Raw genomic sequence first — 25,727 nt, 5'->3', positions numbered from 1 at the left:
ACCCGTCTATGGGACTCGGAAGTACGGCACGAACGCTGCAGAAAGTCGCGGATATGGCCGAAGACGTCTACAAACGCCTCAACGAAGTCCGCGAACAGGTACAAGCCACACAGGACACCGTCGCCGAGACGAAAGACCGGGTCGGCAGCCTCGAAACCGAGGTGGCCGAACAGCGCGCGATTCTCGAAGCCGTCGCCGACGCACAGGGCGTCGACGTCGACGCCGTGACCGCGGAAGCACACATCGCCGAAGCCGAAGATGCCGCCGACACCGAGGGAGTGTCCGAGGGGTCGAGCGACACCACGTCGGCAGACGCCACGTCGACGGACGTCGCCGAAGACGCAACCGCCCAAGAGAACGGTGCGTCGACGACGACCGACAGCGCGTAGCGTCACGCTCGATTTCGCGGCGGACTCGCCGACAGGTCGCTGGCGATAACAACACTAAGGTTCGGGGGCAACTTTTGCCAGCGCATGACCACCCACGCCGCTCCACTCGATTCGGTGCTGGACGCCATCGGCGAGACGCCGCTGGTCTCGGTGCACGCCGCTCCCGACGAGGTTCCCGTCTACGCCAAACTGGAGTCGTTCAACCCCGGCGCGAGCATCAAAGACCGCATCGGTAAGTACATGCTCGAACGGATGCTCGAACGCGGCGACGTCTCCCCCGGCGGGACGGTCATCGAACCGACCGCGGGCAACACCGGAATCGGCATCGCCGTCGCCGCCGGGCAACTGGAGTTGAACGCCGTTTTCGTCGTTCCAGAACGGTTCAGCGTCGAGAAACAGCAGTTGATGCGCGCACTCGGCGCGGAAGTCGTCAACACCCCGAGCGAGGACGGGATGGGCCGCGCTATCGACCGCGCCCACGAACTCGCCGAGGAACTCGACGACGCCGTCGTCCCCCAACAGTTCTCGAACCCCCTCAACGCCGAGGCGCACTACGAGACGACCGGCCCCGAGATTTACGACGCCCTCGACGACGAAGTCGGCGCTATCGTCGCCGGATGCGGCACCGCGGGCACGCTCATGGGGATGGCCCGTTACGGCCGCGAACTACACCCCGACACCTACGTCGTCGCCGTCGAACCACAGGGTTCGCTCTACCGGACACTCAAAGGCAAACCCGCCGAGGAAGGCGAGTACAAAACCGAAGGCATCGGAACACACGACACGAGCACGAACGAACTGTTCGACCCGGAACTCGTCGACGACGTGGTCGCCGTCCCCGACCGAGACACCCACGCCGAGATGCAGCGACTCGCCGCCGAAGAAGGCCACCTCGTCGCCTCCAGTGCGGCCGCCAACAGCCTCGTCGCCCGCGACGTCGCCGAAGGCATCCAGTCGGGCGAAATCGACGCCCCCTACAACTCGGTCGTAACCGTCTTCGCCGACTCCAGCGAGCGATACCTCTCGAAAGGCGTCTACGGGTCGTTCGAGGAGTGGGAAGGGTAGTCTTCGAGGCGTCGCGTCTCACACAGAGACACACTGTCGTCGCAGTGCAGACATGCTCGATTGTAGTCGTCCGACCACTTATCGCGGCGCGTGACATACCGGCTCAATGGTCGTTGAGAAGATTGATTCTCTTGCTGAACGATTAATTTCTCAGTTGTGACAGGACTGACCCTCCGACGGAGACGGAGCGTTCAGCCTGTTTCCGCACGGGAGATGGCAATGTGTGATATCGAGCGGCCCCACGACGAACAGCGCTGTAGACGGAGTACTGACCTGAACGAATACGAGGCCCTCCGATGAGTCTCGCGACTGTTCTTCCGCTCGCCGTGGTGATGGTGGCGGGCCCACAGATTCTCAGCGCAATCTTTCTCGCAACGAGCGAGCAGTGGCGACGCAATTCGGCGGCGTTCGTCTTCGGCGCGTCGCTCTCGATTAGCCTCATCGTGGTTGTCGCCTACTTCCTCGGGAGCAACGTCAGTAGCGGCGGCAGCCTTCTGGGGACGAGAGCGCAGACCGTTCTCAACGCCGCCGTCCTCGTTCTTTTGGTGTACGTCGCCTTCGACACCTACCGCACGCGCAACGTGTCGGAACCGCCGAAGTGGATGGGTACGTTGTCGACGGCGACGCCGCGGTTCTCGCTGAAACTCGGATTCCTCCTCTTGGGCGTCTTCCCAACCGACATCATCACCTCCGTGACGGTCGGTACCTACCTCGCGGCGAACGACGCACCGGTGACGGACGCGTCGGGGTTCGTCGCGGTCACGCTCCTGTTTTTGGCGCTGCCGTCGCTTAGCGTTCTTGCCCTCGGCAAGCGGGCCGAGACCGCACTCCCGAAGGTCCGCGACTGGATGAACGACAACTCGTGGCTGGTCTCGGAGGCGGTCATTCTGCTGTTCGTCGGGTTGACCCTGAACAATCTGTTCGGATGAGTGGTTGTCGACACTCCCGAGACCAGACACGAACGTCGCCACCGACCGACACGGGACGCTGACTGTCTCGAACACGTGACAAATCTTTGATTCTTAAGCCTGACGTAGGGAGCAACAACCACACAGACTCCGGGGAGAGAACGCGCACCCCCCGAGCTCTGGGGGGCCGATTATCGATGAGTCAACAATTACAGTCGGACTGGTTCGTGCGGAACACACGAGTGAACGCGATACTCACGTGGGTGCTCGTCGGACTCCTCACGCTGACCGTCGTCGGAAGCGTTCTGCAGGAACTGTTCGCACAGGCGGCGATAGCGGGGGCGGCGGTCGCAGTCGCGGTGGTGCCCGCAGTCGTCGAGCGCTCGTGGAGGCACGCGATGCCGTGGCCGTTGGTGTTCCTCGCGTCGCTTCCGCAGGCACTGGGTCTGTTCGGACTCGACTTCGTCGCCGATGTTCTCGTCGGCGTCGGCCTCGCCGCACTCGCACTGCTCGGCGTCGTCGCGTTGCAGATGACGACGACGCTTCGGATGACGCCTTCGTTCGCTATCGTGTTCGTCACTATCGCTACGCTGGCGGTCACCGGCCTCTGGGCTGTCGGGTCGGCAGCGTCAGCGGCCGTGTTCGGCACAGCGTTCGTCGACTCGAACGACCAGTTGATGACGATTTTCACCGCCGCAGTACTCGGGGGCGTCGGCACCGGACTCGCCTTCAGGTGGACGTTCCGGCGGCGACTCGGAACCGACCCGACCGATGGGACCGTCGCGGAGTCTCACGGTGATGTCGCATGAGCGTCCGAACTCGTCTCCACCTGTCGACGCGGAACCAAGGGGTTCTCGTCCGAATACTTCAGGTGTTCATGGCGCTCATCTTCGCGTTGGGCCTCTGGTTGGGCCACTCCGGAATCACCGTCAACGCGGGTGTTGGACTTCTGGTGACGTTCCTCCCGGCGATGCTCAACCGGCGGTACGACTTCACGATGGATATCGCCCTCGTGCTCTGGATTACCGTCGCCATGTTCCTACACGCCTTCGGGACGGTTCCGCTCCCGGCGCTGGACTTTCTCAGCCCCTACGGCGCGACGTGGTGGTGGGACCACATGACCCACGCGCTCTCGTCGTCGCTCGTCGCCGGTGCCGCCTACGCGACACTCCGAGCGTTCGACGAGTACACCGACGCTATCAGCATGCCCTCTCGGTTCCTGTTCGTCTACCTGTTGATGTTCGTCATGGCGTTCGGTGTGCTCTGGGAACTGTTGGAGTTCTATATCTCCGTCGTCGGCGCTCTCCTCGGCGGCGGGACCATCCTCACTCAGTACGGCCTCGACGACACCGTGTTGGACCTGTTCTACAACACGCTCGGCGGCGTGCTCGTCGGCGTCTTCGGCACCGCCCACCTGACGGGTGTGAGCGACGAGTTGGTCGAACGCCTCGAACTGCGGTCGGCGGAGTAGGTGGTTGCGGACGGTCAGTCGACGGAGCAGGTGGTCGGTGACGGTCAGTCGACGTGCGTCGCGTCCCGGTAGACGCCGTCGGCCCACCCGCGGAGGATGTCGCGCACCGCTTCGAGGTCTTTCGGGTCGTCGGCTCCCCGTTCGGTGACGACGGTCCACCCCTCCTCGGGGTCGTAGCCGAGTCCGTACAGCGTCTCCTCGTACTGGAGCGCGAGCAGTCTGATTCCGGGTTCCTGTGCGACGAGCGCCATCGGAGCCGCCTCGGTGATGGCGTCGCTCTCGCGGAGTGCCTGCAGTTCGGCGTCGGTCAGCGCCCGGTCGGGCAGCGACTGGAAGGGTCTCATACGTGTCGCTACCGAGCGCTGGCAAGAAGAGTACGGTGTTTCGCTGTTGGTCGATGCGTGTCGTGTTTCGACATAGCGGAGGGCGACCGACTTTCAGTCCATCAGTCTCCCGTGTTCGACCTTCATGCAGCGGTCCTGCGTGATTTCGAGGTCCGCCGCCTCCGCGCGCGTTGCCGCGTCGTCGTCTTCGATACCGAGTTGTAGCCAGATGGCTTTCACGTCGCCTCGTTCTCGCTTTCTGGCGACAACTTCGTCGACGATACCGGCGACTTCCTCGCTCGGGCGGAACACGTCCACGAGGTCGATATCTTCCTCGACGTCTCCGACCGAGTCGTACGCCTTCCGGCCGAGAACCTCGTCGGCGTAGGGGTTGACCGGAATCACATCGTAGCCGTGGTCGTGGAGATACGCCGGGATGTCGTGGGCGGCTTTCCCGGGCGTCGTCGAACAGCCGACGACCGCGACGGTGTCGTGTGCGAGCAGTCTCCGCAGTCCCTCGTCGTCGGTGATGGGCATAGCTAAACGGTGGCCGTCTGCGAGCAAAAGCCTTGGCGGGGGTGGGAATCGGATGGGTTTGGATTCGCGTGAGAACCGAATCAGAGCCGAACCGTCGGCGGCGCGTCCTCGCTCGTGGTGATGATGCCGTCGAACAGCTGTTTGAGCGTGTTCAGCGTCCGGTCGTCGTGGACCGTCGAGTCGATACAGAACAGGCCCAGTCCATCGACGCTCTGAATCCGTCCGGTGAACACGTGGAGGAACCGAAACACCGTCTGGAGGTTCGAGTACATCAACAGCGTCGACAGCGAGTGGACGCCGATGCGGTTTCGTTCGACGCGCTGGTCGGCGTAGAACGTCTGGAGGAACTCGGAGAGCTTGATACCGATACCCGTCATATCGACGGGCGAGGAGGTGTACTTCACGCGGTTGTCGTCGCGGGCGTCGCCGACGCCGCGCTGGCGGGTGACGCAGTCGACGACGGCGACGGGGCGGTCCTCGTAGACGCTTCGGTCGTCGAACTCGTCGAGAACGCGCGTGGCGCTATCTTTGGTGGTTACGAAGATGCTTCCGTCACCGTTCTCGGTGCCGGAGGCGAGAATATCCAGAGTGAGCGCGCGCTTTCCCGTGAGTGGCGGTCCGGTGACGAGCAGATTCGTTCCGGGGTCGACGGCTTCGTCGAGCGCGGGCGAGAGGTCATACATCCGCGTCGCTCACCACCGAGATTTCCGGTCGGAGATTGCCGCCAGCAGGGCGCAGCGCCTCACCCGGAGTCATAGGGTGATGTGACCATATGGTGTGCCGATATTATTCTTTTTGATTGGGACGCACCGGCCATCGGGTCAGACGAGCGCTCCCGTCGCCCGGCCGACGATGAACGCGCCGGCGGCCAGAAACATCCCGAGTTTCAGTCGTCGTTGCCCGCGGCTCGGGTTCTCGAACGACTGGAAGGCAGCCCCGAGCATGAGTGCATCGGCCGGGACGACCAACAGCAGGTACACCACGCCGAGCGTTCCGAAAATGTATGGGACGGGACTGGCGAGAATCGCAAGCGCCATCGCTACGACGCCGACCCACAGCGCCCGTCGCTCGCCGACGACGATAGGGAGGGTTCGAAGTCCCTGTTCTCTGTCGCCGTCGATATCCTCGACGTCTTTGACGATTTCGCGGGTGAACGTCGCCACGGCGGCGAGGACGAACAGCACGGCGGCGTCGCTCACCCATCCGACGGCGGCGGCGCCGAAGAGGAACGTGCTGCCGGTCAGATACGCGACGACGGCGTTGCCGACGCCGGGGAGCCCTTTGAACAGTTTCGTGTACGCGACGAGCGCCAGAAGGTTCGTCACCGCGATGGCGATGGCGACGAGCGGCAACGCCGCGGCGGCGACGACGGCGGAGAGAAACAGCGCGATACTGAACGCGAGTGCGCCGCGAGGCGAGACGGCACCGCGCGGAATCGCTCTGTCGGGGCGGTTGATGCGGTCGATTTCGTGGTCGAAGTAGTCGTTGACCGCGTTGCCCGCAGCGGTCGCACACGCCGTCGCTGCGATAGCCGCAACCGCCTCTCGCTGCCCGCCGAGAATCGCATCCGGCGCGGCGACGAACACACCCGTCGCCGTGAGTAACGCGGCCGCGATGGTGTTGCCCGGCCGAGTGAGGTCGAGCAAACCGCGGAGGCGCTCGCCGAGAGACATAGCTGGCACTGTTGCATCGGCGATGATAAATCGCGCGAAGTGAGTGCGGCGGCAAACCACGGCATTTAAACGGTACGCCGTATTCGGATAACGTGAAGGGCGCTTAGCTCAGTCTGGACAGAGTGCTTGGCTTCGGACCAAGTTGCCGTGGGTTCAAATCCTGCAGCGCCCATGATTCTTCCGCGAACACCGTGAGCGGAGAACCATCTACCGCGAAGGATTTGAAGCAGGGAGCGAACGAAGGTGAGCGACCGAGGTTCGCAATCCTGCAGCGCCTGTCCACCGTTTTACTTCAGTAGGCCTCACAGAGCAAGACCAATCTCCGCGGACCCCAGTTCAGTACCGCGTCCGAAGCAGATGCTGTCCCAAGACGACGACTGAGAACACGAGTAGTCCCAGCGAAACGCCCCACAGCGTCGGGTACCGGAGCTGATTGACGAGCAGTTCGTAACCGGCGTAGCCGGCGAGTAACGTACCGAGGAGCCACAGCGCTGCGCCGACGTACGGGGCGTCGACAGGGCGAAAACCCGAGGCCGCCGCAAGTGTCTCCGTCGGGTCGGAGGTGGTCATCTGTCGTCTTCGACTCCGAGAGCGTCGGTGTAGCTCTTTCGATAGCCTGCTGTCTTCTCGTTCGAGTGACACTACAGCGTCGCTGAGACTCCGTTAAGTTGTGCATACTATTGCCCTCCCGGTGTCTTCACCGACCGGGGAACACAACATGCCCCAAGCACGAAATAGCGGAGACGGACGAAACAACGGCCGTCAGTCAGGTACCGCCGACAACCGAGCAGCCGCCGACAATCAGGCGAACGCCAACAATCAGGCGAACGCCAACGAGTCGGCCGACGCTCACGCGTCAGCGACCGCCGAGCGACGGACGGAGCGCCCGGGTGCGTTCGAGCGCATGTCGTCGTGGTTCGCCGAGGCTGCACTTCGCAGCGGTCTCGCAATCATCGGCTTCGTGTTGCTCCTGTTCGCACTGGGACAAGCCGTCGGACTCGACCTCTTAGGGGTCGTCGCCGGCGCCTTGTCGTCACAGACCGGCCAGTGGCTCGTCGTTGCCCTGTTCGCGGTGTTCATCATCGCGGCCTCGGCGCAGCGCGGTCTTCCGAGCCGGTAACGCTCCCTGTTTCGGCTTTTTCGCGGTGAGATACTACGGTCCAGCGTTCGGATACCCCGACGACTAAGAGCGCCGCCTGTGAGCGCGACGTATGTCCGAGAGACGAGACGCCCTCGACCCGCAGGTCGAAGCCGTCGTCGACGAGATTCGACGGCTGGGCGTCCCCGAGTGGCACGCCATGTCGGTCGACTGCGCCCGCCGAGTCGAAGACGACCTGTTTACCCCCGACGGTGAACCCGACGACGACGGTATCGAGTACGTCCGAGACCTCGCGTTCGAGACCTCGGACGTCTCCGTCGACTTCGCCGACGCCACCGCCGCTCCAGACGAGATTCCGGTTCGTGTCTACCGACCCGCAGGCGACGGTCCGTTTCCGACGCTCGTCTACTACCACGGCGGCGGGTGGACGCTCGGTACTTTGGACTCCATCGACGGCGTCTGTCGGGAGTTCGCCCGTCGAGCGAACTGTCTCGTCGTCTCCGTCGACTACCGTCTCGCACCCGAGCATCCGTTTCCGACGGCCGTCGACGACGCCTACGCGACCGTCGAGTGGGTCGCCGACCACGCGAGCGCATTCGACGGCGACCCGACGCGCCTCGGCGTCGCCGGAACCAGCGCCGGCGGCAATCTCGCCGCTGTCACCGCGCTTCGCGCCCGCGAGATGGACGGACCGACCATCAGCCACCAGACGCTTCTGTATCCGATGATTTCGCGGGCGTTCGACCGCGACTCCTACACCGAGAACGCCGAGGGGTATCTGCTCTCGACGCGGGACGTTCGCTGGTTCTGGGAGCAGTACCTCCGCAGTCCGGTCGACGCGTACAACCCCTTCGCCGCGCCGATTCTGGCCGCCGACCTTTCGGACCTGCCGCCGGCGACGGTGGTCACCGCCGGCTACGACCCGCTACGTGACGAGGGCGTCGCCTACGCGGACCGACTCGCGGACGAAGGCGTCGCCGTCGAACATCGTCACTACCCCGGGATGGTTCACGGCTTTCTCAGCCTGACCGACGACGTAGACGCCGCCGAGGAGGCGATGACGACCGTCGCCGACGACATCCGCGGCCAACTCGGCGCACTCGACGAGTAGACAGAAAAAGTGAGAGAGACACTCTCGCACCGACACAGTTTATGCGACCCACGTAGACCTCAGTTCCGTGAGAAGCGACGTTATCCACACGGCGATTTGGGTGTCGGACATCGACGCGACGCTCGACTTCTACGTCGACGGTATGGGCCTCGACCACAACTGGGAGTTCACGAGCGACGGCGTCCGAAACGTCTACGTCGGCGGCGAACACGGCGAGTTCCAGTTCAAGTTCGACCCACACGACGGCGGTCCGGCGGGACCCGGCGGCGGTTTCGACCACCTCGCCGTCGGCGTCGACAGCACCGACGCGACGTTCGAACGCCTCGTCGACCACAGCGACCCGCCGGTCGTCGAAGCGCCGACGACGATGGAACAGATAAACCGTCGCGTCGCCTTCGTCGAAGACCCCGACGGCTACGTGGTCGAACTCGTCGAACGCGTCTGAGCGCCGGACTCGACAGGACTCTCGGCTCAGAACTCAGAACTCAGGACTCTTCTTCGGGCGACCACTCGCCGCCGACTCGGTCGGCCCCCATCAGGTCGTGTCCCTCGTGTTCGGTGAACACCACCTTCACGTTCGGACGTGGGAAGTTCCAGGCCGCCTCCAGCCAATCGACGACAGCGAGACCGAACGCCCGACGCTGCTCGAAGGGTCGCCCGCGACGCACGTCGGCGTTCAACACCGCTATCGGGCCATCGACGGCGCGCCCCAACGACATCGACTCCTGCGGGTGTGCTCTGACGGCGACGGCGACGTGGCCGGCAGTCGTCTCCATCTTCTCGGTGTACAGTTCGGTCAACGACTCGGTGCAGGCGCGTCGCTCGTCGACGGTCGGCGCGTACGTGGTATCGAGCGCGAGATACGGCATCGGCCGTCTGTCGCACCCGAGTGTGATAGCGTTTGTCACGAGCGACGAGGTGGCTGGGTGGTTGCACGCAACGGACGAAATATCGGTCCGCATCGACAGGACAGACCGTCAGTCCGCCGCAGCGGTGACGTCGGCCGGTGGGTCGGCCCGGATGACCTGGACGACGAACACCGTCGCCGCGAGCGCCAGCGCTGCGAGCATGAGCCAACTCACCCGGTAACTGAACGTGTCCGAGAGGTAGCCGAACACCGGCGGTGCGACGAGTGCCCCAGAAGTAAGCGCCAACTGTCCGCCGCCGGTCGCCCCACCCATCTCCTCGGCGGAGACGACCGTCGCCATACAGGAGTAGTAGACGCCGGTAAAGCCGAGGACGAAGAAGCCGAGGACGACGAACGCCACCGTCGCGGCGATTCTCGTCTCGACGAACGCGACAACGACGAACAGCGCAGCACTCGCAACGGCCTGTGCGAGTAGAATCGTGGCGATGCGCCGCCGGGGGTCGCCGGGGAGTGCGTCGCTCAGCCATCCCGTGATAACGCGGCCGACACTTCCCGCTACCTGCAGCGCCGCGAGCACGAGGCCACCGAAGGCGACGGACGCGCCGACGGACTCCTCGACGTAGAGAATCGTGTACCCGGTCGTCGTGAATAGTCCCGCGCCGAGAAACGCACCCGCGACGGTGAGCGAGCGGTACGGTCGGTTACGGGACAGTCGTCGAAAGCTCGGAAACTCGGCGTCGCCGTCGGTGTCAGCGCCGCGATAGGCGAGCCAAAAGAGGACGGCGACGAGGAGGCCGCCCGCGGCCGCGACGTAGAACCCCGCCTCCCAGAAAAGTACGCCGGCGATACCCGTGACGAGCAGGGCGCTCACCCCGCTACCGGCGGTCACACCGACTTGTTTCACGCCGACCGCGAGGTTCTGTCGGCCCGTCGGCACGCTGTCGAAGATGGCCTTGTTCGTTCCCGGCATGGCCGTCCCGTACAGCGACCCGAGCAGGAACGCGCCGACGAGAAGCGTCGCGTACGACCACGCACCGGCGACGAGTAACGCCCCCACAGAGAGCCCCAAGAGTCCGACCGTCAGCGTTCGCCGCTCTCCGAGACGGTCGGTCAACGCACCGAGCGGAAGCAGAAACACCGCGTACCCGAGCGTCAGCGACGTGACGACGAGGCCGACGGCCGTCCCCGAGAGGCCGAACTGGTCGCGGAAGAAGGGCGTCGCCGCGAAAACTGCGTAGTAGCAGATGCTCGCCGCGAGTTGCCAGACGAAGATGAGCGAGACGACGCGTCGAACGTCCATTCAGGTACGGCCAATTCGTCGGCGACGCATAACGATGGGTGTCGCGGCAACCGTTCACAGTATCTCGTGAACGGCCGGAATCACCCGCGAACGGCCGGAGTTACGCTCCCGTCGCTCACTCGGAATCAGCTTCGGCGAACGCCTCGTACACCGCCCACGAGGGGTCGACGCGCGGATGTTCGACCCGTTCGCCGTCGAGATACACGCCCTCGCCCTCCGAGACGGTGCCGGCGATGCCGACGGGCGTCCCCCGAGATTCGAGCGCCGAAACTACGTCGTCGACGGCGGACTCCGCGACGGCCACGACGAGCGTTCCTGAACTCGTCGCGTGCCACGGTTCGATATCGAGATACTCGCACGTCTCGGCGACGCCGGGTCGCAGTGGCACCGCGTCGCGTTCGGCGTCGATTCGGACGCCCGCGCTTCCGGCGACTTCGCACAGTGCGCCCTGAAGGCCGCCCTCCGTCGCGTCGTGCATCGCCGTCACGCCGTCCGCCCCCGCCGCGCCGACGATAGCGCGCGCGTCGCGGACGGTTCGTGTTTCGTCGAGTCGGGCCTGTGCCTCGTCGAGCGTCTCTTTCGACAGTTCCATCCGGTCGCCGTACAACGTCGTGAGCAGTCCGGTCGCCTCCACCGCTGGACCCTTCGTCACGAGTACGCTGTCGCCGGGTCGTGCGCCGTCGGGTCGAACTACGTCGTCGTTGTCGCCGACGGCGAGCGCCGTCGCCGCGCCGACCCACGGGAACGAGCACCCCGTGTATCGGGCGGTGTGACCGGTGACGATGCTGATTCCCAACTGTTCTGCTTCGTCGTCGATGGCGGCCCAGAGTTCGGCGAACTCTCGGTCCGAAATCTCGGGAGGCAGCGAGAAACTGATAGCGAGGTGTGACGGCGCGAGACCCGACACCGCAACGTCCGAGAGCACGATGTGCAGCGCAAATTGGCCAGCACGCTCGAAGCCGAGTTCCGGGAGCACGGAGACGGGGTCGGTGGCGAGAACGACGGCCGTTCCGTCGACGTCGAGCATGCCGAAGTCGACGCCGTGTTTCGGGCCGAGGGCGACGTCGTCGCGCGACGCGCCGAGACGCGGATACAGATACTCGTCGAAGAACTCCGGGTCGATTTTCCCGAGGTCGGACATACCGGGCGTGCGAACGCGGCGAGTAAAACGATGCCGTCCTCCGACTCGGCTTCGACTCGCTCTCCCTTTCGTTTCGCTCGTCTTCCACTCGTCCTCCTTCCTGTCTGCCCTGCTTTCGACTCACTCTGTTCCGCTTCGCCCACTTCTATATCGGCCGCCGCACAGTGTCGGCTATGGACGAGTTCCCGCCCCGCAACGCCGCCCGCGAGTTGGACCGCGAGGACCCACTCGCCGAGTTCGCCGACCGCTTCGAGGTGCCCGACGGCCACTACATGGACGGCAACTCGCTCGGCCCCATCTCCGAAGACGCCGAACGAACGCTGAACCGCGTCGTCGACGAGTGGCGCGAACTCGGGATTCGTGGGTGGACCGACGCCGACGAACCGTGGTTCTCATACGCCGAACGACTCGGCTCGATGACCGCGCCGCTCGTCGGGGCCGACGAGTCGGAAGTCGTCGTCGCCAACTCGACGACGGTGAACATCCACACGCTACTCGGGACGTTTCTCGACGTCGTCGACTCGCCGACGGTGCTGGTGAACGACCTCGACTTTCCGACCGACCACTACGCCATTCGCGCGCAACTCCGACAGCGGGGCTACGACCCCGACGAGCATCTCGTCGCCGTCGAGAGTCGAGACGGGCGAACTATCGAAGAAGACGATGTCGTCGACGCGATGGACGCCCACGACCCGGGCATCGTGTTCATGCCGTCGGTACTGTATCGGAGCGGCCAACTGCTCGACATCGAACGTTTGACCGAGGAAGCACACGAGCGCGGTATCCTCGCCGGGTTCGACCTCGCACACTCCGTCGGAGCTGTCGACCACGACCTCTCGGGCGTCGGCGTCGATTTCGCCGTCTGGTGCGGCTACAAGTATCTGAACGCCGGGCCGGGGGCCATCGCGGGACTGTACGTCAACCGCGAACACTTCGGCGAAACGCCCGCACTCGCCGGGTGGTGGGGCCACGACAAAGAGACGCAGTTCGACATGAACCTCACGTTCACACCCGCCGCCGACGCGGGCGCGTGGCAAATCGGGACAGTGCCGATGCTCAGCGCCGCGCCGTTGGAAGGGTCGTTACAGATGTTCGAGGAGGCTGGTATCGATGCCGTCCGCGAGAAATCCGTCTCGCTCACCGACTATCTCGTCGACCTCGTCGACGCGCTCTCGGCGGCAGGATACGACTGCGAGGTCGGGACGCCCAGAGACGCCGCCCGCCGCGGCGGGCACGTCGCCGTCGAACACCCCGAAGCGTATCGGGTGAACCTCGCGCTCAAACAGCGAGACATCGTCGTCGACTTCCGCCCGCCGAACGTCGTCCGCATCTGCCCCGCACCGCTGTACAACAGCCACGAAGACGTCTGGGAGGTAGTCGACGAACTTCGAGCGATTCTCGACGAGCAGGCGTACGAACAGTTCGACCGACCCGACGGCGGCGTGACGTAGTTCGACGAGACGAGAACGACCGTTGTCGGTAACGCTGGAGCGACCCAAAGTCAGAGCGTCGCTTCCGGAATCGACGGATACAGCGAGCGAATCTTCTCGTGCGGTTGGAACACGCCGACAGTGGCGTTCTTCGTCGACGCAGTCATATCCGCGAGGTGAACGAGTTGCTGCAGCGGCGTCTCCGGTTCGGGACCGTCGTACCACGGTCCCATATGTCGTTCGACGGCGTCGGCGACGCGCGAATCCAACTCCGTCTCCGAACGAAGCCAGTCGGCCGCCTGCACGTCGTGGTCGCGGGCGGCGTGGTCGCCTTCTTCGTACGATTCGCCGTACTTCTTCACGTCGTGGAGGAGGCACGCCGCGCGGCCGAGGTTCGCTTCCCTTTCGGTAAGAATCCCTTGTTCGACGTACGAGTCGACGAGACGCTCGTAGGCGGCGAACACCATCTTCGTGTGTATCCACAGGCCGCGTTCGCCACAGCAGTAGAGGTTGTGATGCGCGTAACTCGACGCCGCGGGCGCGGTCCAGAAGTAGTCTTCGTGCCCTTCGAAGAACGCGACGGCGGTCGCACGCATCAGCTCTTGGTCCCCGATGCGCGCGACTTCGGGCAGTCGCTTGCAGACCGCGGTGAACGCGTTCTCGTCGTACCGAATCGTCTCGGCCATCGACCAGTGTTCTCTCGAAGCACGGATTATACGCGTCGGTTCGGAGTGACGCGACTCGAACTCGCCGTTTCTTTGTGACTGCCCTCCGAGCGACGCGTGTGAACGACTTTCTCGCACTCGACGCGCCGATAGTCGGCATGGTCCATCTCCCAGCGCTGCCCGGCGCACCGGCGTTCGATGGCGACCGAGACGAACTGCGGGCGCGTGCGGTAGCCGACGCGAGGGCGCTCGAATCCGGCGGCGTCGACGCCCTGATGGTGGAGAACTTCGGCGACGCTCCGTTCTACCCCGACGACGTGCCGAAACACACCGTCGCGTCGATGACGACGCTCGTCAGCGCAGTGTGCGAGTCGGTGTCGGTTCCGGTCGGCGTCAACGTCCTCCGAAACGACGCCGAGGCGGCGCTCTCGGTCGCAGCGGCGACCGGTGCGTCGTTCGTTCGTGTGAACGTCCACACCGGCGCGCGGGTGACAGACCAAGGTGTCGTCTCCGGGCGAGCACACGAGACGATGCGTCTCCGAGACCGACTCGACGCCGACGTCGCAGTGCTCGCCGACATCGACGTGAAACACTCCGCTCCAGTGACGCCACGCGAGACTGGCGAAGTCGTCGCGGAGACGCTGGAGCGAGGGCTCGCCGACGGCGTCGTCGTCTCCGGCGTCGGGACCGGAGAAGCGGTCGACCGCGACGGACTCCGTGAGGTCGTCGCTCACCGCGACGAACTCGGCTCTGATGCACCCGTCGTCGTCGGCAGTGGAACGACCGTCGAGAGCGTCTCGGAGTTACTCGACGTCGCCGACGGAGCCATCGTCGGAACGGCGCTCAAAGAGGACGAAGTGACGACGAACCCGGTGGACGAGCGTCGGGTTCGAGAACTGGTCGAAGCGGCGAAGTCGTAGCTCGGCGCTCTCCAACGTAGCGAACAGGCGGCCGGTCGGGTCGACGCTCCGTCGGCGGGTGGCCGCACTGTCGCTGACCGCCAACGGTCGGCTTTCACGTCACTCGTCGAACTGGCTTCGGTCCGGTATATGAACGTTCGGCGTCGGTCGAGTCCGACCGTGCTACGCGTCGAGTTCCTCTTCGACCAGCTCTGCTGCCTTCTCGATTGCTTTCACCGACCCGAGATAGCCCGCGCCGACACTCGTCTTCATCGCCTTCGCGGCCGGGCCGGTGACGACTTTCGGCCCGACCTGCGCCACCGCCCCGTCGCCGACGGAGACTATCCATCCCGGCACCTCGAAGCGGTACGGCTTCAGTCGCGGTGCGAAGTCGGTGCCGTCGCCGTCGAGTTCGTGTTCGACGAGGCGTTCGAGGTTCCCGGCGACGGTTCCAGCCTCACGAATCGCCGCGGACGCGCTGGCGGGAACGGCTTCGCCGTCGGCGTCGACGGCGCGGGCGGCGTCGCCGACGACGAACGTTTTCTCGGTGAGACGGAGGTCGTTGCGGACGATGGGGCGGTCGCCAGCCATCGCGTCGGAACCTCGAATCCCGCCGGTCCAGACGAAGAGGTCGTACGGCAGTTCCTCGTCGTCGAGTTCGATACTGTCGGCGCTCGCACGCTGGACCGGCGTGTCCGTTCGAATCTCTACGTCGCGGGTCTCCAGTTCTTCACGAACCGCCTGCTGGAAGTTTTCGGGGAAGTTCGGCGCGACGCTGTCGAACTGTTCGAGGAGGACGATGTCGACGCGGTCGGACGCGTCGCGTTCGTCGGCGAGGGCGGCGAGTTCGCCCGCCGTCTGGACGCCAGACAGCCCCGCGCCGCCGACGACGGCGGTGCCGCCGGACTCGCAGACGTCGAGGAACTGTGCGCGAATCGCTTCGGCGTGGTGGACGCGTTTCAGCGGAAGCGAGTGTTCTTCGACCCCCGGGAGGTCGTAGAAGTTCGTCTCCGCGCCGAGACAGACAGCGCCGAAGTCGTACTCCAACTCGGTTCCGTCGCCGAGTTCAACGAGGCCCGCTTCGGGGTCGACGTGTTCGACACGCTCGGTGACGATTTCTGCTCGGTCGAGAGCGTCATGTAGCGGGAGGGTGATAGCTTCGGCGACGGTCGGACGCCGAATCACGCGGTGGACTTCGTGTTGGACCAGATGTGTCGGCGACTCGTCGACGACGACGATGTCGACGGCGGCGGGAAGGCGACGTTCGAGACGCTGCGCGAGGACGAGACCTGCGTACCCTGCACCCAGTACGGCCACTTTCATACCCCGAGGTTAGAACCACGAAGCAAAGAGGATGTGGGCCACTCGTGACCGTCGTCGCGGGTGATTCGAACTGCTCGCTGCCCGCCGCGTACCGACGAGACTTCGACTTTCGGTTCCGCCAATATCTACAGGGAGAAGTGACTGTCGTGTTTTTCGGCCAACTGTTATTTCCCGTTCGTCACGGTAGCAAGAGACAATGATTGTTCGATGTGCGGAGTGCAAGAACCGCTTCGAAGTCCCCGAGCACGTTCAAGCCGACGTCCAGTGTCCGAAATGCACCCACCGGTTCAGACCCGGACGACTGACGCTCCCCCGCGAGCGGTTCGTCTGAGCGCCGCCCTCAACGACACGTCTACCATCGCCCTCCCCGCACTCCACTCGCCGCCGACTGCCTCCGTCGTCACCGGCAACCTCTCGCATCTCGACTGTCTCCGCCTCGTTCTTTCGCTACCTCGGCTACACCGCGTGATTCGTAAAAAAAGTGCGTCGTGTGAGTAGCTCAGTCTGCTCCGGCCGCTTCCGCTCCCTGTTGTTCGATGTACCCGACGATTTCGGCAGTTTCGCGCCTGAAATCGTCGACTTCGACCTCCGCGCCGTGGAGGATAGTCGAGAAGTACCGAACGTCGGCGGCGACGTTGACGGCTTCGTTTCGGCCCACGTCGTCGACTCCCTCCAGTCGCGCCTCTTCGGAGTGGAAGTGAATGCAGTACGGACAGTTCATCGCCGCGGCGGCACCGAGTGCGACGAGCGCTTTCTCCCGACCCGCCAACTCCGTCTCCCCGAATTCGAGGTCGCGGACGACGCCCCAACTGTGGTCGGCGGCGGGTTCCGAGAGCGCGTCGAGCCAACTCGGTACCTGCCCGAGATACTCTTCTATCTCCGCTCGTGTCTGGTCTGACACCATGTTCGTTCCCGGATTCCTGAGACAGGCCGGGGGTCCTGTCGACGGCCCGTCGGAATCCACCTACGTGTACTCTGCTAGCACGCTTCACAGTTTCCGATGCTGTCACTCGAACTGCTCCGTACGGTTAGCAGGTCGCCACACGAATCTAACGACTGTCTGTCAGCTCGTCCGGTCGCCACGTCTGACTGTCGTATGCGACCGTAGTCGAAAGTCGCGGCGCGCAACGAGCGTGCTTAGAACAGCGCGTCCGCTTCCGGCAGAATCTGGGCGGGACCGCCGACTTCCCACACCATCGTCTCGACGCCGCAGTCGGCGACGGCCTGCTCGACTTTGTCGACGTGTTCCTCGGTGGTGTTGACGTAGACGCTCGCGCCCGTGTCCGTCGAGAAGTAAACTGGGACGCCCTCGTCTCGGAGTTCGCGGACGGCGTTGAAGATGGCGATGGTCTCGGGTTGCCAGTACACCCACCCCGAGGGGCCGGTCATCGTCGTCGCCGTCAGCGACAGCGAGTCGTGCTCGGCGAGTTCGAAGGTCCGGTCGAAGTCAGCGTCTCGAAGCGCGTCGCGCATCTCCGCGATTTGGCCGTGGATGTGCGCCATCCGCGCTTGGAACATGTGGCTCTCGGCGGCTTCCTCGTGGGCCTGTTCGGTCTCCTTGTAGGCGGGGACGAGACCGGCGACGATGCGCAAGTCGTCTTCGAGGTCCGTCTCGATGCGCCGGGAGAGACAGTCGTCGTCGTTCAGCCCCGTGTACAGTTGCGAGAACGCACCCGTGACGGCGCGGGCGGCCGACGAGGAACCACGGCGGGCGATAGTCGAGATTTCGGGGCGCGTCAGGTCCAGTCCCGCGGCCTCCGACAGCGCCATCGCGGCGGCGGCGAAGCCAGACGACGAAGAGCCGAAGCCGACGTTCGAGGGGAAGTTGTTCTCGCTCTCGAAGCGGACCGCGTGGTCGATATCGGCGAGGTCGCGAACGTGGTCGACGACGGCCTGAATGCGCTCGGCACCGCGGCCGTCGACTTCCTCACCGTCGATGAGGAACACGTCTTCGTCGGCGTCGGGGTCGAACTCGACGGTGGTCGTCGTGTTCGACGGTGCGGTGCAGACGCTGATGCTGTCGTGGTACGGCAGTCGAAGTTCCGGGTCACGCATCCCGTGGTACTTGACGAGTCCCTGAATCGGGTGTGCTCGCGCGGTGGCTTTCATGCCAAGACGGGCGCGCGACTCCGGGTTAAACGTCCCGGAAGCCCGTGGGGTTCGGGAGCGTCAGTGAGAGTGCGGTGAACCTCGGTGAGGGTGCGGTGGATGTCGGAAGCACTAGCGACGTGCCGATACGCCCCGTCTTCGGATGGTGGCCGCAGGAGAACGAGAAGAGACTGCAGTCGTGGCGTCAGTCTGCCTGTTGGGCGACGCGGTGGTACGGCGCACGCGAGATCGCCTCGCGGAGTTCTGCGAGCGACTGGCGTCCGCCGCCGGTCATCGCGCCGACGACGGCGAACACTTCCTGTCTGGACACCTTGACGCCGTGGCCGGTGAGCGCGTCCTCGGGGTTCGCCGACAGTTCCCGGAGCGTCCCGACGGCGAGGAGAAACGGAATCGCCCACGCCGCGAGCGTGTTGCCGTCGGTGGTCGGCACCGTTTCGAGGTACGTCTGGGCGTCGTCGAGGAACGTCCGCGCGTGCGACGCCGTCCGGCGGACGACGTTCGTCGCGCCCGCTTTGTTCGCGGGGTCGACGACGCCGTCTTGGGGGACGCCCTCGTCTTCGAGCCACTCGGCGGGGAGATAGACGTTGTTCTCTTCGGTGTAATCGTCGTAGACGTCTTTGGAGATGTTGACCAGTTGGAGAAGCAAGCCGAACTCTTCGGCCGTGTTGTAGAGGCGCTTGCGACGCTCGGAGTCGATGTCGCCGCGGGTGACGAGGTTCGTGATGAGGTTGCCGACCGTTCCGGCCGCGTAGTAGCAGTACTCTTCGAGTTCCTCGCGCGACTGGATGCGGAGGCCGTCGGTGTCGGCGTAGCGTTCGACGAACATCACCATCCCTTGGACGAGTTCGCGCGCTGGCGGCGTCACGGCCTCGCGCACGTCCTCGGGGAGGGCCTCGAACGTGCGGAACACGCGTGGCGACTCGGCGACGACTTCCCAGTCGTCGTTTCGCGCCTCGGGGGCGGGCAGCCACGGGTCGACTGCCTCGGTGAACTGTTCGATACTCGTCTCGTCGTCCGGGTCGAGCGCCGCGTCGTACAGACGGAGCAAGCGGGCTTGCTCGTCGGCGGGGATGTGCTCGGCGTCTTCGACGGTATCGGCGATACGGCAGACCAGGTAGCCGAGACAGATGTACGATGACATCGGCTCGTCGAGGACGCGCACGGTGAGTGCGAACGTCCGCGAGACGCCTTGGACGGCGTCGTGACACCACTGCAAGTCTGCGTCGTTCCCGGGCGGGCGGGCATCTGCGTCTTCAGGCATCCGAAGTATCCGTGCTTACGGAAGGAGACATAAAAAGCCTCGTGGCGCTTCCGTCGAATGTGAACAGCTGACGCCCAGCACCCGGAAAACCTAAACGGACGACGGTGAAAGACCGATGCATGGACTTTCAGCTCTCCGCGGAGCAGAAGCAGATTCGGGATATGGTCGCGGAGTTCGTCGACGAGGAGATTCGGCCGGTCGCCGCCGATATCGACGAGAACGACGAGTTCCCCGCCGACCTCGTCTCCGAGATGGCCGAACTCGGCCTGATGGGGATGCCGTTCCCCGAGGAGTACGGCGGTGCGGGTCTCGACTACCACTCCTACGCTATCGGCCTCGAAGAGATTTCGCGCGGCAGCGGCGGCCTTGGGACTGTCGTCGCCGCCCACATCAGCCTCGCGGGCAACATGGTGTACGCCTTCGGCGACGAAGAACAGAAACAGGAGTACCTCACGCCGGTGAACACCGGCGAGGATATCGGCGCGTTCGCGCTCTCGGAGGCGGGCGCGGGCAGCGACGTGCCCTCGATGACGACGACGGCAGAGAAAGATGGCGACGAGTACGTCGTCAACGGCGGCAAGCTCTGGATTTCGAACGGCTCGGTCGCCGACACGGTGACTCTGTTTGCGAAAACGGACCCCGACGCGGGCAACAAAGGAATTAGCTCCTTCATCGTCCGTCCCGAGGAGGACGACGGATTCGTCGTCGAGGGCACCGAGCACAAACTCGGCGACAAGGGCTGTCCGACCGCGGAACTCCGCTTCGACGACATGCGCATCCCCGAAGACCGCCTGCTCGGCGAGGAGGGCGACGGCTTCGTCCACGCGCTGAAGACGCTCAACGGCGGCCGCATCACCATCGCCGCGCGCTCTATCGGCATCGCCCGTGCCGCCCGCGACGACGCGCTCCAGTACGCCCAAGAGCGCGAGCAGTTCGACCAGCAGATTGCGCGCTTCCAGTCCATCCAGCACAAACTGGCCGACATGGACACGAAGATTCAGGCCGCCAAACTCCTGATGCACCAAGCGGCGGACAAGAAGATTCGCGGCGAGAACTTCATCAAAGAGGCCGCACAGGCCAAACTGTACGCCAGCGAAATCAGCCGCGAAGTCGCAAACGAGGGTATCCAGATTCACGGCGGCTACGGCTACACGAAGGATTTCGCCGCCGAACGCTACTACCGCGACGCGAAACTCAACGAAATCTACGAGGGAACGAGCGAAATCCTTCGGAACACTATCGCCGCGCAGTTGCTGGACTGAAGCGGTCTCTTCTCTTTTCTTCGTTTTCAACTCGCTCTGTTACTTGTTGTATACGTACTTTCGTTCCATTTTGACTCCATAAGTGACTGCGATGAAACCCCCACAGATACTGACGAAAAGCAAGAGCAACCGAATCATCTCGTTCTCGAACGTACCCAATAAGAGAATCGGGGAAGCGATGAGTAACAATCCAACTAAGAACCCCCCGACTGATTTGTCCATTGGTCAATCTCCGAGTTGTGCCCTTCGTTTCTATGCACTACACATTCAATACTCTGGCCGCCAGGGGGTTGAGCAGAGACAAGCGCTCCAACGATAGGAACAGAACCACCGTAGACGATACCGAGACAAAAGCACGCATCAACTCTCTCATTCAAGATTGTGACAGCCGATGAGAAGAAAAATTCGACCGCAGACGCCGACTCAGTCGTCGGCGCTGGCCATCACGCGGTCCAGTCCTTCGATGTCGAGCGAACCGGTGAGGGTGCGGTTCGGGAACGGGATGTTGATTCCCTCAGCGTCGAACCGCTGTTTCACGCTCGTGACGTACTCGCCGCGGGTCTTCACGAAGTCGGCGCGACTCGGTTGCGAAATCCAGATGCGCGACTTGAGAACCACCGCCGAGTCGCCGAGTTCCGTCAGGCGAACCGACGGTTCGGGGTCGGCGAGGATGTCGCCGCGCTTCTCGGCTTCTTCGAGAATGATATCCGTCGCTTTCTCGATGTCGTCGCCGTAGCCGATGCCGAACGGGACCTGCAGGCGGAGTTTGTCCTTGGCGACGGGGTTCTTGATGACGCCGTCGGTCAGATGGGAGTTCGGCACCGTCAGCAGTTCGTTGTCGAACGTCCGGACCCGGGAGACGCGGAAGCTGATGTCCTCGACGATACCGGAGTTGCCGTCCCACTCTATCCAGTCGCCGATGCGGAACGGCTTGTCGGTGAAGATGAACACGCCGGCGACGAAGTTGGCGATGACGTCCTGCATCGCGAAACCGATGGCGAGCGTCGCCGCCGCCCCGACGGTCGCCAGTGCGGTGAGGAAGTCACCGTAACCGGCGGCACCGAACGCGACGCCGACGGCGATGAAGACGACGACGACGCCGATGAGTTTGCGGAGCGGTTTCTGGGCGTGCGCCTCCAGTCCGCGCGCGTCCAACAGGCGACCGACGAGCGGACCGACGACGAGTCGTCCGACGAGATACACCACGAGGAAGACGACGACGAACGTCACCGCCGCATCGATAGTGTTCGCTATCGCGACGTTATCGCCGAACCCCAGCGAGTTCACGAGGAAGTTCGCAATAGGGCCGTCGGGGACGATTTCGGACGTGTCGGTTCCTGCCTGCAGCAGGATTCCCATCAGTGGTACACCGCCGTGTTTCCACGTGTTTCGACGAGTGTCGCGTTCACCGCCTCGGCGAGTTCGTCGGCGAGTTCATCGGTGGAAGTGCCGCCGCGGGCCGCCCGCAGGAACTTCACCTTCACCAGTTTCCGGTCGTCCAGTTGGTCGCGCAGTTCCTCGGTTACCGCGTCGATGCCGCTCTTGCCGACCCAGACCGTCACGTCGAGGTCGTGGGCCTCTTTGCGCAACTCGTTGTCTACCATCTGTCCCGTCGTAGCCAGCGCCGCGGTTTGAACCTTTAGTTACCGACCGACGGTACCGGCCGCCGAAACTCGGCGGCGGACCGGACGCTCAATCGCGGTACGGGAACCGGTCGATGTGCCCGCAGTCGCAGCGGACCACGACACGGCCCGACTGGAGGCGGACACGGGCGTTGAGTCCCGGGACGAGGTAGACGTCGCAGGCGTCACAGGAGAAGCGTTTGAACTCGCGGGGCAGGCCGCATCGGTGTCGCTCGTCGAGGCGGCGGGCGAGACGGACGTACTCGCGGGAGCGGTCGAACTCGCGCGCTTCGGTCGCGTCGCGGGCGAGTTCGTGGAGGCGCGCGATTCGCTCCTCGGCGATGCTCGGCATTTGTCTGTACTGGGTCGGGGTTTTCTGATAGGTGTTCCGAAGCAGAACTGTACGTCGCGGGTTCGTCTTTCACAATCTCGAAAACAACTCGAAGCCGCTACACTAAAAGTCGAATCCGGTGAACCGACAGACCAGTGCGCGTCCTCAACTACCTCGAACTCGCCTCGCAACTGCACCGAAGCGGTATCGGAACCTCGACGGACCACCAGCGGGCGGCCCTCGAAGAGACGGACGTGGATGTCGTCACATCGCCGTGGCGCGGCGGGTCACCGGCGCACATCCCGCTGAGCGCGCTTCGCGGCCGCAACCCCGTCGTCGAGTTCGACGTCGCCCACTGCAACCTCATCGGCCCGGGCAGTCTCGCTGTCGCTCGCCACGCCAAACACTACGGCAAACCGCTCGTCCTGCACAGTCACGTCACGAGCGAGGATTTCGCCGAGAGCTTCCGCGGGTCGACCCTCGCCGCGAAACCCCTTCGACAGTACCTTCGGCGGTTCTACTCGCAGGCCGATTTGGTGCTCTGTCCGAGCCAGTATACGAAGCGCATTCTCGAATCGTACCCCGTCGACGCGCCCATTCGTCCGATATCGAACGGTGTCGACGTCGATTCGCTCGACGGCTTCGAGACGTTCCGCGAGGAGTACCGCGAGCGATTCGACTTAGACGGCCTCGTCGTGTTCACCGTCGGCAACGTCTTCGAGCGCAAAGGGCTGACGACGTTCTGCAAACTCGCAGAAGAGACGGAGTACGAGTTCGCGTGGTTCGGCCCGTACGACTCCGGGCCGCAGGCGTCGACGGAAGTGAAACACTGGACCGAAAATCCCCCCGAGAACGTCACCTTCACCGGATGGGTCGACGACAAGCGCGGGGCGTTCGGCGCGGGCGACGTCTACCTCTTCCCGACGAAAAACGAGAATCAGGGCATCGCCGTGCTCGAAGCGATGGCCTGCGGGAAGGCGGTCGTCCTCCGCGACATCCCCGTCTTCGAGGAGTTTTACACCCACGGCCACGACTGCCTGAAGTGTTCGAGTCGTGCGGAGTTCCGCCGCGCGCTCGACCTCTTGGCGCGCGACCCCGACCTCCGCGAACGACTCGGCGAAAACGCAAGAAAGACGGCCGCCGAACACAGCCTGGAGCGCGTCGGCGAGGAACTCGTCGAAGCGTACGAGGACGTGTCGGCCGGGCGCGTCTGACCCCTGTGATGAAGGTCCCGCCGACGCGGAAAGTCACAACGACTTAACCCCAAGTCGTCGAATCGCGTGACAATGCACTCGGTCGTCGCGTTCACCGACACCTACCTGCCGACGGTCAACGGTGTCACCTACACCGTCCAGTCGTGGCGCGAGCGCTGGTTGGCCCGCGGTGGACGGATGGACGTGGTCTACCCCGACGCCGACGACTACGACCCCGCCGACGGCGAGTATCCGATTCGAAGCCTCCCGTTCCCGTTCTACGACGGCTTCCGGTTCGGTCTGCCGCGCGTCCCCCGAGCGGTGCGTGACGTCGATATCGTTCACGCGCACACGCCGTTCGCGCTCGGTCTCGGCGGACTGCGCCTCGCCCGCCGCGAAGACCTGCCGTTCGTCGTCTCCTATCACACCCCAAGCAGCGAGTACGCCTCGTATCTCACCTCGCGCGAGCGCATCGAATCCGGCATCGAACGGCTCTCGGAGTCGTACGAGCGATGGTTCCTCGGCCACGCCGCGGCCGTCGTCGTTCCCAGCGAGGCGACCAGAGACGACCTGCAGAGTCGAGTCGGCGACGACGTCTCCATCCGTGTCGTCCCCAACGGTGTCGATATCGAGCGCTTTCGGCCCGTCGACACGGACGCTTTCCGCGAACGACACGACCTCACTGATGCAGAGACGCTCGTCGGCTACACCGGTCGCCACGGCTACGAGAAATGTCTGAGCGACATCATCGACGCCGCCGACGGCCTCGACGCGACGGTCGTCTTCGGCGGCGACGGCCCCGCCCGCGAACAGCTCGAAGCCCGAACACGAGCGCGCGGCGTCGACGCTCGGTTCTTGGGCTTTCTCGACCGCGAGGAACTTCCGGCGTTCTACAGTTCGCTCGACGCGTTTCTCTTTCCGAGTCCCGTGGAGACGCAGGGGTTGGTCGCGCTCGAAGCCAACGCCTGCGGGACGCCCGTCGTCGGCGTCGACGGCGGCGCGCTCTCGGACACTATCGAAGAGGGCGTCACCGGCTACCACTACGACCTCGGCGACATCGACGGCTTCACCGCGGCTATCGAGCGGACACTCTCGGAGGTCGAAGCCCTCGAACGCCGCTGTCTCGACCGGCGCGAGTCGATGAGCGTCGAACACGCGGTCGACCGACTCGCCGAAGTGTACGACGCGGTGCGTCGATAGCGACGCACCGAAGCGATTAGCCGAAGAAAAAACCGGGCGAACGGGTCGTCAGTCGTCTTCGAGCGCGTCGGCGATGCGCTGGAGCTGTCGGGTCTGGTCGCGGACTTCGTCACGCAGTTGTCGGACCTCGCGGACGAGCGCTTCGTTGTCGTTGCGACTCTCCTCGGGTCGGCCGCCGGGGCCACCGCCCATCCCGCCGGGGCCGCCGCCCATCCCGCCGGGACCGCCGCCACCCATCATGCCGCTCATCATCTGCGCGAACGGGTTGCCGCCGCCGCCCATGCCGCCGGGGCCGCCCGGACCGCCGCCGCCCATCATCTCGGCCATCGGGTCCTCGCCCTCCTCGCCGCGCTCCTCTCGCTCTTTGGCGCGTCGCTCTCGAATCTCTTCGACTCGCTCGCGGAACGATTTCTCCTCGTCGTCGCCGGATTCGGATTCGGCGTCGACGTTCTCCTCGGCTTCGACGTCGATATCCTCGGACTCGGTGGACTCGTCGGGTTCGTCTTCTGGCATGCGTCGCCGTTCGCACGCCACGCCGAAAAGCGTT

At 64.5% G+C, this 25,727-nt stretch carries 31 protein-coding genes and 1 tRNA gene; 15 read left to right on the top strand and 17 right to left on the bottom strand.

All coding sequences use genetic code 11. From position 1 onward, the window contains the following. The first annotated feature begins 8 nt into the window (after positions 1-8). From AUR64_RS09705 to AUR64_RS09685, 5 genes are all read left to right on the top strand, one after another. Complete coding sequence (locus AUR64_RS09705; protein ID WP_058581703.1) at positions 9-389, top strand: DUF5798 family protein; 381 nt, start codon at positions 9-11, stop codon at positions 387-389. An 84-nt stretch (positions 390-473) separates the two neighbouring features. Beyond that, positions 474-1,454, top strand: a complete 981-nt coding sequence (locus AUR64_RS09700) for a PLP-dependent cysteine synthase family protein (RefSeq protein WP_058581702.1) — start codon at positions 474-476, stop codon at positions 1,452-1,454. A 296-nt stretch (positions 1,455-1,750) separates the two neighbouring features. Then, entirely contained in the window at positions 1,751-2,383 is a 633-nt protein-coding gene (locus AUR64_RS09695; RefSeq protein ID WP_058581701.1) for a GAP family protein, read from the top strand. A 176-nt stretch (positions 2,384-2,559) separates the two neighbouring features. Beyond that, entirely contained in the window at positions 2,560-3,171 is a 612-nt protein-coding gene (locus AUR64_RS09690) for a hypothetical protein (RefSeq protein ID WP_058581700.1), read from the top strand. Continuing rightward, positions 3,168-3,833, top strand: coding sequence for a hypothetical protein (locus AUR64_RS09685; RefSeq protein WP_058581699.1), 666 nt, complete (start codon positions 3,168-3,170; stop codon positions 3,831-3,833). Before AUR64_RS09690 ends, AUR64_RS09685 begins: the two co-directional genes overlap by 4 nt. Positions 3,834-3,877: 44 nt before the next feature. Here AUR64_RS09685 and AUR64_RS09680 read toward each other — a convergent pair whose 3' ends face one another. From AUR64_RS09680 to AUR64_RS09665, 4 genes are all read right to left on the bottom strand, one after another. After that, on the bottom strand, positions 3,878-4,177 hold the full coding sequence (locus tag AUR64_RS09680) for a hypothetical protein (protein WP_058581698.1): 300 nt from the start codon (positions 4,175-4,177) through the stop codon (positions 3,878-3,880). Positions 4,178-4,270: 93 nt separating this feature from the next. After that, a complete protein-coding gene (locus tag AUR64_RS09675; protein ID WP_058581697.1) occupies positions 4,271-4,693 on the bottom strand; it encodes a CoA-binding protein in 423 nt (140 codons plus the stop codon). Between the two features lie 80 nt (positions 4,694-4,773). After that, positions 4,774-5,376, bottom strand: coding sequence for an RAD55 family ATPase (locus tag AUR64_RS09670; RefSeq protein ID WP_058581696.1), 603 nt, complete (start codon positions 5,374-5,376; stop codon positions 4,774-4,776). 138 nt (positions 5,377-5,514) lie between these two features. Beyond that, positions 5,515-6,366 carry a geranylgeranylglycerol-phosphate geranylgeranyltransferase gene (locus tag AUR64_RS09665; RefSeq protein ID WP_058581695.1) on the bottom strand — a complete coding sequence of 284 codons (852 nt, stop codon included), beginning with the start codon at positions 6,364-6,366 and terminating at the stop codon, positions 5,515-5,517. Positions 6,367-6,463: 97 nt separating this feature from the next. Here AUR64_RS09665 and AUR64_RS09660 point away from each other — a divergent pair. Continuing rightward, positions 6,464-6,538, top strand: a tRNA-Arg gene (locus AUR64_RS09660). A 164-nt stretch (positions 6,539-6,702) separates the two neighbouring features. Here AUR64_RS09660 and AUR64_RS09655 read toward each other — a convergent pair. After that, positions 6,703-6,936, bottom strand: a complete 234-nt coding sequence (locus tag AUR64_RS09655) for a hypothetical protein (protein WP_058581694.1) — start codon at positions 6,934-6,936, stop codon at positions 6,703-6,705. 148 nt (positions 6,937-7,084) lie between these two features. On the opposite strand from AUR64_RS09655, the gene AUR64_RS21035 reads away from it, so the two are divergent. The 3 genes from AUR64_RS21035 to AUR64_RS09640 all read left to right on the top strand — a co-directional run bounded on the left by AUR64_RS21035 (position 7,085) and on the right by AUR64_RS09640 (position 9,021). After that, on the top strand, positions 7,085-7,486 hold the full coding sequence (locus AUR64_RS21035; RefSeq protein ID WP_205628389.1) for a hypothetical protein: 402 nt from the start codon (positions 7,085-7,087) through the stop codon (positions 7,484-7,486). Between the two features lie 91 nt (positions 7,487-7,577). After that, positions 7,578-8,576, top strand: coding sequence for an alpha/beta hydrolase (locus AUR64_RS09645; RefSeq protein WP_058581693.1), 999 nt, complete (start codon positions 7,578-7,580; stop codon positions 8,574-8,576). 67 nt (positions 8,577-8,643) lie between these two features. After that, the gene (locus tag AUR64_RS09640; RefSeq protein WP_058581692.1) at positions 8,644-9,021 is read left to right on the top strand and encodes a VOC family protein; all 378 of its coding nucleotides are present in this window, start codon (positions 8,644-8,646) and stop codon (positions 9,019-9,021) included. 40 nt (positions 9,022-9,061) lie between these two features. On the opposite strand, the gene AUR64_RS09635 is transcribed toward AUR64_RS09640, so the two are convergent. From AUR64_RS09635 to AUR64_RS09625, 3 genes are all read right to left on the bottom strand, one after another. Beyond that, positions 9,062-9,445, bottom strand: coding sequence for a hypothetical protein (locus AUR64_RS09635; protein WP_058581885.1), 384 nt, complete (start codon positions 9,443-9,445; stop codon positions 9,062-9,064). Positions 9,446-9,553: 108 nt separating this feature from the next. After that, entirely contained in the window at positions 9,554-10,744 is a 1,191-nt protein-coding gene (locus AUR64_RS09630) for an MFS transporter (RefSeq protein ID WP_058581691.1), read from the bottom strand. Positions 10,745-10,859: 115 nt separating this feature from the next. Next, on the bottom strand, positions 10,860-11,885 hold the full coding sequence (locus tag AUR64_RS09625) for an AIR synthase family protein (protein ID WP_058581690.1): 1,026 nt from the start codon (positions 11,883-11,885) through the stop codon (positions 10,860-10,862). 173 nt (positions 11,886-12,058) lie between these two features. On the opposite strand from AUR64_RS09625, the gene kynU reads away from it, so the two are divergent. Next, on the top strand, positions 12,059-13,336 hold the full coding sequence (kynU, locus tag AUR64_RS09620) for a kynureninase (protein ID WP_058581689.1): 1,278 nt from the start codon (positions 12,059-12,061) through the stop codon (positions 13,334-13,336). 50 nt (positions 13,337-13,386) lie between these two features. On the opposite strand, the gene AUR64_RS09615 is transcribed toward kynU, so the two are convergent. Continuing rightward, complete coding sequence (locus tag AUR64_RS09615) at positions 13,387-14,001, bottom strand: HD domain-containing protein (RefSeq protein WP_058581688.1); 615 nt, start codon at positions 13,999-14,001, stop codon at positions 13,387-13,389. Between the two features lie 98 nt (positions 14,002-14,099). On the opposite strand from AUR64_RS09615, the gene AUR64_RS09610 reads away from it, so the two are divergent. Then, a complete protein-coding gene (locus AUR64_RS09610) occupies positions 14,100-14,900 on the top strand; it encodes a BtpA/SgcQ family protein (protein ID WP_276203533.1) in 801 nt (266 codons plus the stop codon). Between the two features lie 162 nt (positions 14,901-15,062). Here AUR64_RS09610 and AUR64_RS09605 read toward each other — a convergent pair whose 3' ends face one another. Then, positions 15,063-16,202, bottom strand: a complete 1,140-nt coding sequence (locus AUR64_RS09605; protein WP_058581687.1) for an NAD(P)/FAD-dependent oxidoreductase — start codon at positions 16,200-16,202, stop codon at positions 15,063-15,065. 196 nt (positions 16,203-16,398) lie between these two features. On the opposite strand from AUR64_RS09605, the gene AUR64_RS21240 reads away from it, so the two are divergent. Next, positions 16,399-16,533 (top strand): hypothetical protein, encoded by a 135-nt coding sequence (locus AUR64_RS21240; RefSeq protein WP_276203532.1) that lies wholly within the window; start codon positions 16,399-16,401, stop codon positions 16,531-16,533. 168 nt (positions 16,534-16,701) lie between these two features. Here the strand turns inward: AUR64_RS21240 and AUR64_RS09600 are convergent, their stop codons facing one another. The 3 genes from AUR64_RS09600 to AUR64_RS09590 all read right to left on the bottom strand — a co-directional run bounded on the left by AUR64_RS09600 (position 16,702) and on the right by AUR64_RS09590 (position 19,572). Further along, positions 16,702-17,106 carry a carboxymuconolactone decarboxylase family protein gene (locus AUR64_RS09600; RefSeq protein WP_058581686.1) on the bottom strand — a complete coding sequence of 135 codons (405 nt, stop codon included), beginning with the start codon at positions 17,104-17,106 and terminating at the stop codon, positions 16,702-16,704. A 233-nt stretch (positions 17,107-17,339) separates the two neighbouring features. Further along, entirely contained in the window at positions 17,340-18,311 is a 972-nt protein-coding gene (gene mvaD / locus AUR64_RS09595) for a phosphomevalonate decarboxylase MvaD (RefSeq protein WP_058581685.1), read from the bottom strand. Positions 18,312-18,495: 184 nt separating this feature from the next. Then, positions 18,496-19,572 (bottom strand): phytoene/squalene synthase family protein, encoded by a 1,077-nt coding sequence (locus AUR64_RS09590; RefSeq protein ID WP_058581684.1) that lies wholly within the window; start codon positions 19,570-19,572, stop codon positions 18,496-18,498. Positions 19,573-19,691: 119 nt separating this feature from the next. Between AUR64_RS09590 and AUR64_RS09585 the strand changes: the two genes are divergently transcribed. After that, positions 19,692-20,834, top strand: coding sequence for an acyl-CoA dehydrogenase (locus tag AUR64_RS09585; RefSeq protein ID WP_058581683.1), 1,143 nt, complete (start codon positions 19,692-19,694; stop codon positions 20,832-20,834). Positions 20,835-21,257: 423 nt separating this feature from the next. Here the strand turns inward: AUR64_RS09585 and AUR64_RS09575 are convergent, their stop codons facing one another. The 3 genes from AUR64_RS09575 to AUR64_RS09565 all read right to left on the bottom strand — a co-directional run bounded on the left by AUR64_RS09575 (position 21,258) and on the right by AUR64_RS09565 (position 22,808). Next, a complete protein-coding gene (locus AUR64_RS09575) occupies positions 21,258-22,193 on the bottom strand; it encodes a mechanosensitive ion channel family protein (protein ID WP_058581681.1) in 936 nt (311 codons plus the stop codon). Beyond that, positions 22,193-22,438: a YhbY family RNA-binding protein gene (locus AUR64_RS09570; protein ID WP_058581680.1), complete on the bottom strand. Its 246-nt coding sequence runs from the start codon at positions 22,436-22,438 to the stop codon at positions 22,193-22,195. Before AUR64_RS09570 ends, AUR64_RS09575 begins: the two co-directional genes overlap by 1 nt. 88 nt (positions 22,439-22,526) lie before the next feature. Then, complete coding sequence (locus tag AUR64_RS09565; RefSeq protein WP_058581679.1) at positions 22,527-22,808, bottom strand: ribonuclease P protein component 4; 282 nt, start codon at positions 22,806-22,808, stop codon at positions 22,527-22,529. 134 nt (positions 22,809-22,942) lie between these two features. Between AUR64_RS09565 and AUR64_RS09560 the strand changes: the two genes are divergently transcribed. Together AUR64_RS09560 and AUR64_RS09555 are read left to right on the top strand one after the other, a co-directional pair. Further along, positions 22,943-24,001 (top strand): glycosyltransferase family 4 protein, encoded by a 1,059-nt coding sequence (locus AUR64_RS09560; RefSeq protein WP_058581678.1) that lies wholly within the window; start codon positions 22,943-22,945, stop codon positions 23,999-24,001. A 72-nt stretch (positions 24,002-24,073) separates the two neighbouring features. Beyond that, positions 24,074-25,180, top strand: a complete 1,107-nt coding sequence (locus AUR64_RS09555; protein ID WP_058581677.1) for a glycosyltransferase — start codon at positions 24,074-24,076, stop codon at positions 25,178-25,180. 48 nt (positions 25,181-25,228) lie between these two features. Here the strand turns inward: AUR64_RS09555 and AUR64_RS09550 are convergent, their stop codons facing one another. After that, a complete protein-coding gene (locus tag AUR64_RS09550; RefSeq protein WP_058581676.1) occupies positions 25,229-25,693 on the bottom strand; it encodes a hypothetical protein in 465 nt (154 codons plus the stop codon). Between the last annotated feature and the right edge of the window lie 34 nt (positions 25,694-25,727).

It is taken from the genome of Haloprofundus marisrubri, from assembly GCF_001469955.1.
GTDB lineage: Archaea > Halobacteriota > Halobacteria > Halobacteriales > Haloferacaceae > Haloprofundus > Haloprofundus marisrubri.
Note: the sequence above shows the minus strand (reverse complement) of the source record. Positions and strands in the feature narration are given on the sequence as shown.

Coding starts and splice junctions, on each gene's coding strand:
- AUR64_RS09705 (WP_058581703.1), top strand. CDS start 9: ATGGGACTCGGAAGTACGGCACGAACGCTGCAGAAAGTCGCGGATATG.
- AUR64_RS09700 (WP_058581702.1), top strand. CDS start 474: ATGACCACCCACGCCGCTCCACTCGATTCGGTGCTGGACGCCATCGGC.
- AUR64_RS09695 (WP_058581701.1), top strand. CDS start 1,751: ATGAGTCTCGCGACTGTTCTTCCGCTCGCCGTGGTGATGGTGGCGGGC.
- AUR64_RS09690 (WP_058581700.1), top strand. CDS start 2,560: ATGAGTCAACAATTACAGTCGGACTGGTTCGTGCGGAACACACGAGTG.
- AUR64_RS09685 (WP_058581699.1), top strand. CDS start 3,168: ATGAGCGTCCGAACTCGTCTCCACCTGTCGACGCGGAACCAAGGGGTT.
- AUR64_RS09680 (WP_058581698.1), bottom strand. CDS start 4,177: ATGAGACCCTTCCAGTCGCTGCCCGACCGGGCGCTGACCGACGCCGAA.
- AUR64_RS09675 (WP_058581697.1), bottom strand. CDS start 4,693: ATGCCCATCACCGACGACGAGGGACTGCGGAGACTGCTCGCACACGAC.
- AUR64_RS09670 (WP_058581696.1), bottom strand. CDS start 5,376: ATGTATGACCTCTCGCCCGCGCTCGACGAAGCCGTCGACCCCGGAACG.
- AUR64_RS09665 (WP_058581695.1), bottom strand. CDS start 6,366: ATGTCTCTCGGCGAGCGCCTCCGCGGTTTGCTCGACCTCACTCGGCCG.
- AUR64_RS09655 (WP_058581694.1), bottom strand. CDS start 6,936: ATGACCACCTCCGACCCGACGGAGACACTTGCGGCGGCCTCGGGTTTT.
- AUR64_RS21035 (WP_205628389.1), top strand. CDS start 7,085: ATGCCCCAAGCACGAAATAGCGGAGACGGACGAAACAACGGCCGTCAG.
- AUR64_RS09645 (WP_058581693.1), top strand. CDS start 7,578: ATGTCCGAGAGACGAGACGCCCTCGACCCGCAGGTCGAAGCCGTCGTC.
- AUR64_RS09635 (WP_058581885.1), bottom strand. CDS start 9,445: ATGCCGTATCTCGCGCTCGATACCACGTACGCGCCGACCGTCGACGAG.
- AUR64_RS09630 (WP_058581691.1), bottom strand. CDS start 10,744: ATGGACGTTCGACGCGTCGTCTCGCTCATCTTCGTCTGGCAACTCGCG.
- AUR64_RS09625 (WP_058581690.1), bottom strand. CDS start 11,885: ATGTCCGACCTCGGGAAAATCGACCCGGAGTTCTTCGACGAGTATCTG.
- kynU (WP_058581689.1), top strand. CDS start 12,059: ATGGACGAGTTCCCGCCCCGCAACGCCGCCCGCGAGTTGGACCGCGAG.
- AUR64_RS09615 (WP_058581688.1), bottom strand. CDS start 14,001: ATGGCCGAGACGATTCGGTACGACGAGAACGCGTTCACCGCGGTCTGC.
- AUR64_RS09605 (WP_058581687.1), bottom strand. CDS start 16,202: ATGAAAGTGGCCGTACTGGGTGCAGGGTACGCAGGTCTCGTCCTCGCG.
- AUR64_RS21240 (WP_276203532.1), top strand. CDS start 16,399: ATGATTGTTCGATGTGCGGAGTGCAAGAACCGCTTCGAAGTCCCCGAG.
- AUR64_RS09600 (WP_058581686.1), bottom strand. CDS start 17,106: ATGGTGTCAGACCAGACACGAGCGGAGATAGAAGAGTATCTCGGGCAG.
- mvaD (WP_058581685.1), bottom strand. CDS start 18,311: ATGAAAGCCACCGCGCGAGCACACCCGATTCAGGGACTCGTCAAGTAC.
- AUR64_RS09590 (WP_058581684.1), bottom strand. CDS start 19,572: ATGCCTGAAGACGCAGATGCCCGCCCGCCCGGGAACGACGCAGACTTG.
- AUR64_RS09585 (WP_058581683.1), top strand. CDS start 19,692: ATGGACTTTCAGCTCTCCGCGGAGCAGAAGCAGATTCGGGATATGGTC.
- AUR64_RS09575 (WP_058581681.1), bottom strand. CDS start 22,193: ATGGGAATCCTGCTGCAGGCAGGAACCGACACGTCCGAAATCGTCCCC.
- AUR64_RS09570 (WP_058581680.1), bottom strand. CDS start 22,438: ATGGTAGACAACGAGTTGCGCAAAGAGGCCCACGACCTCGACGTGACG.
- AUR64_RS09565 (WP_058581679.1), bottom strand. CDS start 22,808: ATGCCGAGCATCGCCGAGGAGCGAATCGCGCGCCTCCACGAACTCGCC.
- AUR64_RS09555 (WP_058581677.1), top strand. CDS start 24,074: ATGCACTCGGTCGTCGCGTTCACCGACACCTACCTGCCGACGGTCAAC.
- AUR64_RS09550 (WP_058581676.1), bottom strand. CDS start 25,693: ATGCCAGAAGACGAACCCGACGAGTCCACCGAGTCCGAGGATATCGAC.